At 43.0% G+C, this 7,869-nt stretch carries 3 protein-coding genes; 1 reads left to right on the forward strand and 2 read right to left on the reverse strand.

Annotated elements, in window-relative coordinates; translation table 11 throughout:
- Positions 1-10 precede the first annotated feature (10 nt).
- Positions 11-3,238 (forward strand): carbamoyl-phosphate synthase (glutamine-hydrolyzing) large subunit, encoded by a 3,228-nt coding sequence (gene carB, locus NW213_RS14425; protein WP_258323205.1) that lies wholly within the window; start codon positions 11-13, stop codon positions 3,236-3,238.
- A gap of 66 nt (positions 3,239-3,304) precedes the next feature.
- Here carB and NW213_RS14430 read toward each other — a convergent pair whose 3' ends face one another.
- Both NW213_RS14430 and NW213_RS14435 read right to left on the reverse strand, forming a co-directional pair.
- A complete protein-coding gene (locus NW213_RS14430) occupies positions 3,305-4,936 on the reverse strand; it encodes a RagB/SusD family nutrient uptake outer membrane protein (RefSeq protein WP_258323206.1) in 1,632 nt (543 codons plus the stop codon).
- Between the two features lie 11 nt (positions 4,937-4,947).
- The gene (locus NW213_RS14435; protein ID WP_258323207.1) at positions 4,948-7,692 is read right to left on the reverse strand and encodes a SusC/RagA family TonB-linked outer membrane protein; all 2,745 of its coding nucleotides are present in this window, start codon (positions 7,690-7,692) and stop codon (positions 4,948-4,950) included.
- Between the last annotated feature and the right edge of the window lie 177 nt (positions 7,693-7,869).

Here is a 7,869-nt window from a genome sequence, read left to right on the forward strand (position 1 = left end):
GAAAAGTACAATGAAAGAAAATATAAAGAAAGTATTATTGTTAGGTTCCGGAGCACTTAAAATCGGCGAAGCCGGTGAGTTCGATTATTCCGGTTCACAGGCTCTTAAGGCTCTTAAGGAAGAAGGTATAGAAACCATCCTTATCAACCCTAATATCGCTACAGTGCAGACTTCAGAAGGAGTCGCAGACAAGATCTACTTCCTGCCTGTAACACCTTACTTCGTAGAAAAAGTAATAGCTAAGGAACGTCCTGACGGCGTACTGCTCTCATTTGGTGGACAGACAGCATTGAACTGCGGTGTTGCTCTCTACAAGGCAGGTATATTCGAAAAATATGAGACTCGTGTTCTTGGTACTCCTGTACAGGCTATCATGGACACTGAGGACCGTGAGCTTTTCGTTCAGAAACTTGACGAAATCAATGTCAAGACTATCAAGAGTGAAGCTGTAGAAAACATCGAGGATGCACGCCGTGCTGCAAAGGAACTTGGCTATCCTGTTATCATCCGTGCTGCATACGCGCTTGGTGGTCTGGGTTCCGGTTTCTGCGACAATGAAGAAGAACTTAACGTATTGGCTGAAAAGGCTTTCTCTTTCTCTCCACAGGTGCTCGTAGAAAAGAGCTTGAAGGGATGGAAAGAAGTGGAATACGAAGTGGTTCGCGACCGTTTCGACAACTGTATCACTGTATGTAACATGGAAAACTTCGACCCGCTGGGTATCCACACCGGTGAGTCTATCGTTATCGCACCATCACAGACTCTTACAAACAGCGAATACCACAAGTTGCGTGAACTCGCAATCCGCATCATCCGCCACATCGGTATCGTAGGTGAATGTAACGTACAGTATGCTTTCGACCCGGAATCGGAAGACTACCGTGTAATCGAGGTTAATGCCCGTCTGAGCCGTTCTTCAGCTCTTGCATCTAAGGCTACAGGTTATCCTTTGGCTTTCGTTGCTGCGAAACTCGGTTTGGGATACGGACTGTTCGATCTTAAGAACTCTGTAACAAAGACAACTTCTGCATTCTTCGAACCGGCTCTTGACTACTGCGTATGTAAGATTCCTCGCTGGGACTTGGGTAAGTTCCACGGTGTTGACCGCGAACTTGGTTCAAGCATGAAGTCGGTAGGTGAAGTTATGGCTATCGGACGTACTTTCGAAGAAGCTATCCAGAAAGGTCTCCGTATGATTGGTCAGGGAATGCACGGTTTCGTTGAAAACAAGGAGCTTGTTATCGATGATATCGACAAGGCTCTCCGCGAACCGACCGACAAACGTATCTTCGTAATCTCTAAGGCTATGCGTGCGGGTTACACTGTTGACCAGATACATGACCTTACTAAAATAGACAAGTGGTTCCTCGACAAGCTGCAGAACATCATGCAGACATCTAAGGAGCTCCACGAATGGGGAAACAACCACACTCAGCTTTCACAGTTGCCGAACGAACTGCTTTATAAGGCTAAACGTCAGGGATTCTCTGACTTCCAGGTAGCTCGTGCAATCGGTTACAAGGGTGAGATGGAAGATGCTATCGTTGATATCCGTAACCACCGTAAGAGTGTAGGTATCGTGCCTGTAGTGAAACAGATAGATACTCTAGCTGCTGAATATCCTGCACAGACTAACTACCTGTATCTGACTTACAGCGGTGTGGCTAACGATGTTCATTACCTTGGCGACCACAAGAGTATCGTGGTTCTCGGTTCAGGAGCTTACCGTATCGGTTCTTCTGTAGAATTCGACTGGTGTGGTGTTCAGGCTCTTAACACTATCCGCAAGGAAGGTTACCGCTCTGTAATGATCAACTACAACCCTGAAACTGTATCTACAGACTACGATATGTGCGACCGTCTGTACTTCGACGAGCTGACTTTCGAACGTGTAATGGATATCCTCGACCTGGAAAATCCTCACGGAGTAATCGTTTCTACAGGTGGACAGATTCCTAACAACCTCGCGCTTCGTCTTGATGCTCAGAAAGTAAATATCCTTGGTACTTCTGCAAAGAGTATCGACAACGCAGAGGACCGCGACAAGTTCTCGGCTATGCTTGACCGTATCGGTGTTGACCAGCCTGAATGGAGTGCGCTTACTTCTATGGAAGATATCAACGCATTTATCAAGAAAGTTGGTTTCCCTGTATTGGTTCGTCCTTCATACGTGCTTTCAGGTGCAGCTATGAACGTATGTTCTAACCAGGAAGAACTTGAACGCTTCCTGCAGCTTGCAGCCAACGTATCGAAGAAACACCCTGTGGTAGTGAGCCAGTTCATAGAACATGCCAAGGAAGTTGAAATGGATGCTGTGGCACAGAACGGTGAAATCGTGGCATACGCTATCTCTGAACACATCGAGTTTGCCGGTGTACACTCAGGTGACGCTACTATACAGTTCCCTCCACAGAAACTTTATGTTGAGACTGTACGCCGTATCAAGCGTATCTCTCGTCAGATTGCAAAGGAGCTTAACATCTCCGGTCCGTTCAACATTCAGTTCCTTGCACGTGAAAACGATATCAAGGTTATCGAATGTAACTTGCGTGCCAGCCGTTCATTCCCATTCGTAAGTAAAGTCTTGAAGATTAACTTCATCGAACTTGCTACTAAGGTTATGCTCGGTCTGCCGGTTGAAAAACCTGAGAAGAACCTGTTCGACCTCGACTATGTAGGTATCAAGGCTAGCCAGTTCTCATTCAACCGTCTGCAGAAGGCCGACCCTGTTTTGGGCGTTGATATGGCATCTACAGGTGAAGTGGGATGTATCGGCGACGATACTTCATGCGCAGTATTGAAAGCTATGCTTTCTGTAGGGTACCGCATCCCTGAAAAGAATATCCTTATGTCAACAGGTACACTGAAACAGAAGGTTGACTTGCTTCAGGCTGCACGTGCACTCAAGGCTAAAGGTTACAACATCTTCGCTACAGGCGGTTCATCCAAGTTCCTTACAGAAAACGGCGTAGAAAATACACGCGTTTACTGGCCAAGCGAAGAAGGACATCCTCAGGCTCTCGAAATGCTGCACAAGAAGGAAATTGACATGGTGGTAAATATCCCACGCGACCTTACTCCAACCGAGCTTGAAAACGGTTATAAGATCCGTCGTGCCGCTGTGGATTTGAATATTCCTCTTGTTACAAACGCACGTCTTGCAAGCGCATTCATCAATGCATTCTGCACTATGAGTATAGACGATATAGCAATCAAGAGTTGGGACGAATATAAATAACCAATAATATAAATAAAAAGATTAAGACCTCTCTTACGGACATTTTCCAATAAGAGAGGTCTTTTTTTATTTCTTATAACCTGAATTCTGTAATAACCAGTTATTCATCTGAATAATCTTTTCAGGGATTGGGAATACTGTTGTAAATCCGGTCTCTTCATTTTCCAGCTGAGGACGGCTGCTATATGCTTCAGTGTAAACTCCGAACCTTATCATATCCTGACGCCTCCATCCTTCCCAGGCAAGTTCTAGCATTCTTTCATCCAGAATATTTTCAAGAGTAGCACTCCTGGCAGGAGCATTTACTCTACTCCTGACAAGATTAAGCTCTCTGTCACCGTTTTCTCCATTGCGAACCTTAGCTTCACATTTCATAAGAAGCACATCGGCATATCTGTAAAGAACGATATCATTGTCTATAAGCTTTCCGTCTTTAAAGCCTGTAGGATCGACTTCATATTTTTTCATTCTCGCTCCGGCAGTCTTCTCGTACGGTTTTCCTGAAACGTCAAGTTCAACCTTCCAAGGCTCATAGACCAAACGTGTCTTTCCATCATCCAGCATTATAGGATTTCCGTCAAGATCGGTAAGATCGTCATCAAAATAGCAGAAATCAAATCGTGGATCTTCATTTTCTGTACCGTAGCCGAATGTTTCAAGAACATCCAGAGTGGCAGACGCACCGTTCTCTCCTCCAAGTCCGTAAGCCTTTGCATGATTATAATGACGCGACCTGAATAAATATATGAACTGGTTGGTATATAATGTCTTGTCCATAGGTATGACAAAAATATTCTCGACAGACGATTCGTTGAACACTGCAAAATTAGTCCTATAATCCGGTTCCAGATTGTATCCTGCCTCTGCTATCTTGTCGCAATAGTATATTGTGGCCTCCCATGCATTCGTCCTTGTTCCGTCTATTGTAAATTCTATATCAGCTCCGTTTGGTCTTAAATTGTCAGTCCATACATCATCTGTATATACCTCGGCATTCAGTGCCAGTTTAGCCAACAGGAAATATGCCACATGTCGTGAAATTCGTCCGTAATATTCTCCGGGGATATTACTACGTTCGTCTGCCAGATAAGGTAAGGATTCCTGTAGTTCATTTACAATAAACCAGAAGATTTCACTCCTTTCTGCCTGTTCTTTCACCGACTTCTCAACTTCTGTTTCCCTTATGAGCGGCACTCTCCCGAACAAATCCATAAGATGGTAATAGAATAATGCCCTTAGAGCTCTGACTTCTGACATCAAGGGTTGTGCATCATCATCACTGTGCTCTGTTGCATAGTCCTTTATCCTTCTGGCAGATTCATTACAAAGCATGACCGATTTGTACAAATATTCCCATGTGGCAAGAATAGAATTGTTATTTGTTCCCCAGTCATGAAGATATAGTCCCTGCCAGAATCCACCGTCATACCAGTCCGCGCCACGCGTAGGCATTATAGCCTCATCGGTGGTAAAAGTATTAAGGTCGTATATACCTCTTCCGGTGCCCTGTATCCCCTCACTGTCATTATATCCGCCAATATTATTATAAAGAGTGGCAACACTGTGCATGTATAGTTCTTTCAGATTTCCGGCTATCTGATTTTCGTTTATTGCGTCCTTTGGATTTTCTTCCAAAAAACCCTTGCAAGATGATAGACAAAGGATACAAGCTGTTATGATGTAAACATATCGTTTCATACGCATAAATTTTAAAAGTTCAACCCAAGGCTTAAAGTATATGTCCTCGATACAGGATAGCTGCGTTTATCGTCAACTCCCAATGTACCGTCTATACCGGAACTGTTTATAAGCGGAGTAAGTCCAGAATACCCGGTTATAGTCGCCAGATTGTTTATCGTAAAAGCCAGTCTGCAACCCTTCAGCCACAGTCCGTCCTTTACTTTCGGTTGCCATCCTATTGTAAGATAATCGAAATTAAGGTAGTTTCCATTTTCCAGCCAGTAGTCCGTAGCCGTCTGGTCACGTATCATCTTCTTAGGAGCTTCTTCCATAACATTATAGTCAGGTAGGTTATTCATGTTCATATATGTAAGTGCAGTACCGTTGTAAATCTTATGGCCGAACGCACCGTTCATCTGTAACGAGATATCGAAAGATTTATATCTCAGACTGATATTTGAACCGAGTATATATTTAGGTATGGCCTGTCCGGCTATATATCTGTCTTCTCCATCCTCTATGCTTACTCCGCCCCCATTCAAATCGGCTATACCATATACATAACCTCCGTTACCGTCATCTTTCAACCCTGTACATTTAGGCAGATAGAAAACGCCCAATGGCTGTCCCACTATCTGATACACTATATTGTTGTTTCCACCATGAAATCCTGCACCATTCAGTCCGGCAATGGCTGTATATTCGGCAGCTGATATATAATTACCTTCATACATTCCACCAAGCGACAGCAGTTTGTTCTGCTGATAGGTGAGATTTGCGTTTATCATAAGTTCCCAATCCCCTGTTCTCACCGGAGTACCTCCTACTGATATTTCCACGCCATTGTTTTCCATCGAACCGATGTTTGCCAAAAGGGTATTATAAGTGAACGGAGGAACGCTGACATGATAATTATAAAGCATATCGCTTGTTTTCGACTTATAATAATTAACAGACAGAATAAACCGGCTACCATACATTTCAAGGTCGGCACCAGCATTGAAAGTCTTCTTCACTTCCCATTTCAGATCCGGATTGACATTTCTCAGTGTTTCAAAAGTAACCATAGGCAAGTTACCAACAGGAGCTACCCCATTCGGTTTAGCCAGACTCATAGTGGTATAAGAACTTATTCCTCCCTGGTTTCCGGCAAGTCCGTATCCCAGTCTGACTTTCAGATTATCGACTATATCAACATACCTCATAAAATCTTCCTGCGATATGTTCCACGCCACAGAAGCTGAAGGGAAAAATCCCCATTTATGGTTCTCGCCAAACTTGGATGACGCATCAGTACGCGCATTCAATGTTACAACATACCTGTCATCATACGAATAGTTCACACGGCCCAAAAACGATACCTGTCTGGGATCTTCAAAATAAGAGCCTGTACCGTCCCATGGTCTCAATGCTCCTGCCTGAAGATTATTGAAGCCCATATAATCAGATGAAAAGTTTGTAGCTGTAGTATAGAATCCGGAATATCTGTCCTTAGAGAGCTCACCCAATGCCAATACATCTATAAAATGTTTTCCCATCTGTCTGTTGTATGTAAGCATCATGTTTCCCAGCAATGATTCCGAACTTCTCAAACCTCTGTATCCCTGACCGTAAGCCCATACTGTTGTAGGTAAATATTGGCTGTCCTCAGTATTATTGTATGTATATGAGCCGAAAAGTACCAGTTTCAGCCGGTATGGAAGATTTACGTTTATTTTAGCATGTGCACTGAAGTATGAGGCTGCTTCACGGTTGTCAACCTCCATCCATGCCAACGGATTTGTTATCTGACTGGCCGTAGTAAGATTATCCCAGGCACCTGAAGAATTCTTTTCTCCGGGGAAAGTAGGATTGAAAGTTGCGGCCGAATAAAATGTCTTCTGCAGGTCGAACAGACTTCTTTCCCTTTTCACCGAGCCGAATATTCCAAGTTCACAATCTACCAAGTTATCTATAAGCTTTTGGTTCAGATTCATGTTTGATGTAAACATCTTCATACCCTCGTTCATTATATCTCCTTCCATATCCAAATATCCAAGAGATACACGGTAAGTAGATTTCTCTCCGCCACCATAAAGAGCAATATTATGATTCTGCCTTATGGCCGTCCTTTCTATTGCTTTCTGGAAATTTGTATTATAGCCTTTGTCTATAATACTCAATCCCAAGCTTGAAGTGACATTTCTGTATTCATCAGCATCGAGCATCCCTATTCTTTTATACACACTGGAAATACCGAAACTTCCGCTGTAGTTTATACTTGTCTTGCCCTTGATACCTTTCTTTGTCACGACATTTATTACGCCGGAAGCTCCACGCGAACCGTACTGAGCCGTTTCGGAAGCATCCTTCAAAATAGTAAAGCTTTCTATGTCAGTAGGATAAATTGAGGTAAGCAGAGTCATATCCCCTATAACACCATCAACAATGATTAACGGTGAGTTACCTCCCGTTATGGATGTAGTTCCACGCAGACGTACCGCATCAAGAGCAGCCGTTCCGTTCCCCCCTTTATTGATAGTAAGTCCTGCAACTCGTCCCTGAATAGCCTCAATAGGATTTACAATCTGTATTTTGTTCATCTGATCTTCTTTGATCAGCTCCACTGATCCGGACAGTTTCTTAATGCTTCCGGTGGCATAGCCGACATTTACTACAGTATCGGCAGAGACTTTGTCTAATTCTTGTTCTTGTGCATTAATAGTTTGGCCTGCCAATATTAAAGGCAATGCTGCCAACAAACTAAGCGTATTGGTTCGCTTGTGTTTTTTCATAATGATATCGGTTATTTGTTTTTCTCAAAAATAAGTATTTATATAATGAAAAACAAAAAATAGGCATATAAGGTTGAAATCATATGCACATATTATACAAAAAATTATACACTCCGTTCAAACTGGTATTTTAAATATCATAGTTTTTATTTACATTTGCCAATAGTACCTATTATT

Source organism: Bacteroides sp. ET336 (assembly GCF_024733815.1).
GTDB lineage: Bacteria > Bacteroidota > Bacteroidia > Bacteroidales > Bacteroidaceae > Phocaeicola > Phocaeicola cellulolyticus.

Coding starts and splice junctions, on each gene's coding strand:
- carB (WP_258323205.1), top strand. CDS start 11: ATGAAAGAAAATATAAAGAAAGTATTATTGTTAGGTTCCGGAGCACTT.
- NW213_RS14435 (WP_258323207.1), bottom strand. CDS start 7,692: ATGAAAAAACACAAGCGAACCAATACGCTTAGTTTGTTGGCAGCATTG.
- NW213_RS14430 (WP_258323206.1), bottom strand. CDS start 4,936: ATGAAACGATATGTTTACATCATAACAGCTTGTATCCTTTGTCTATCA.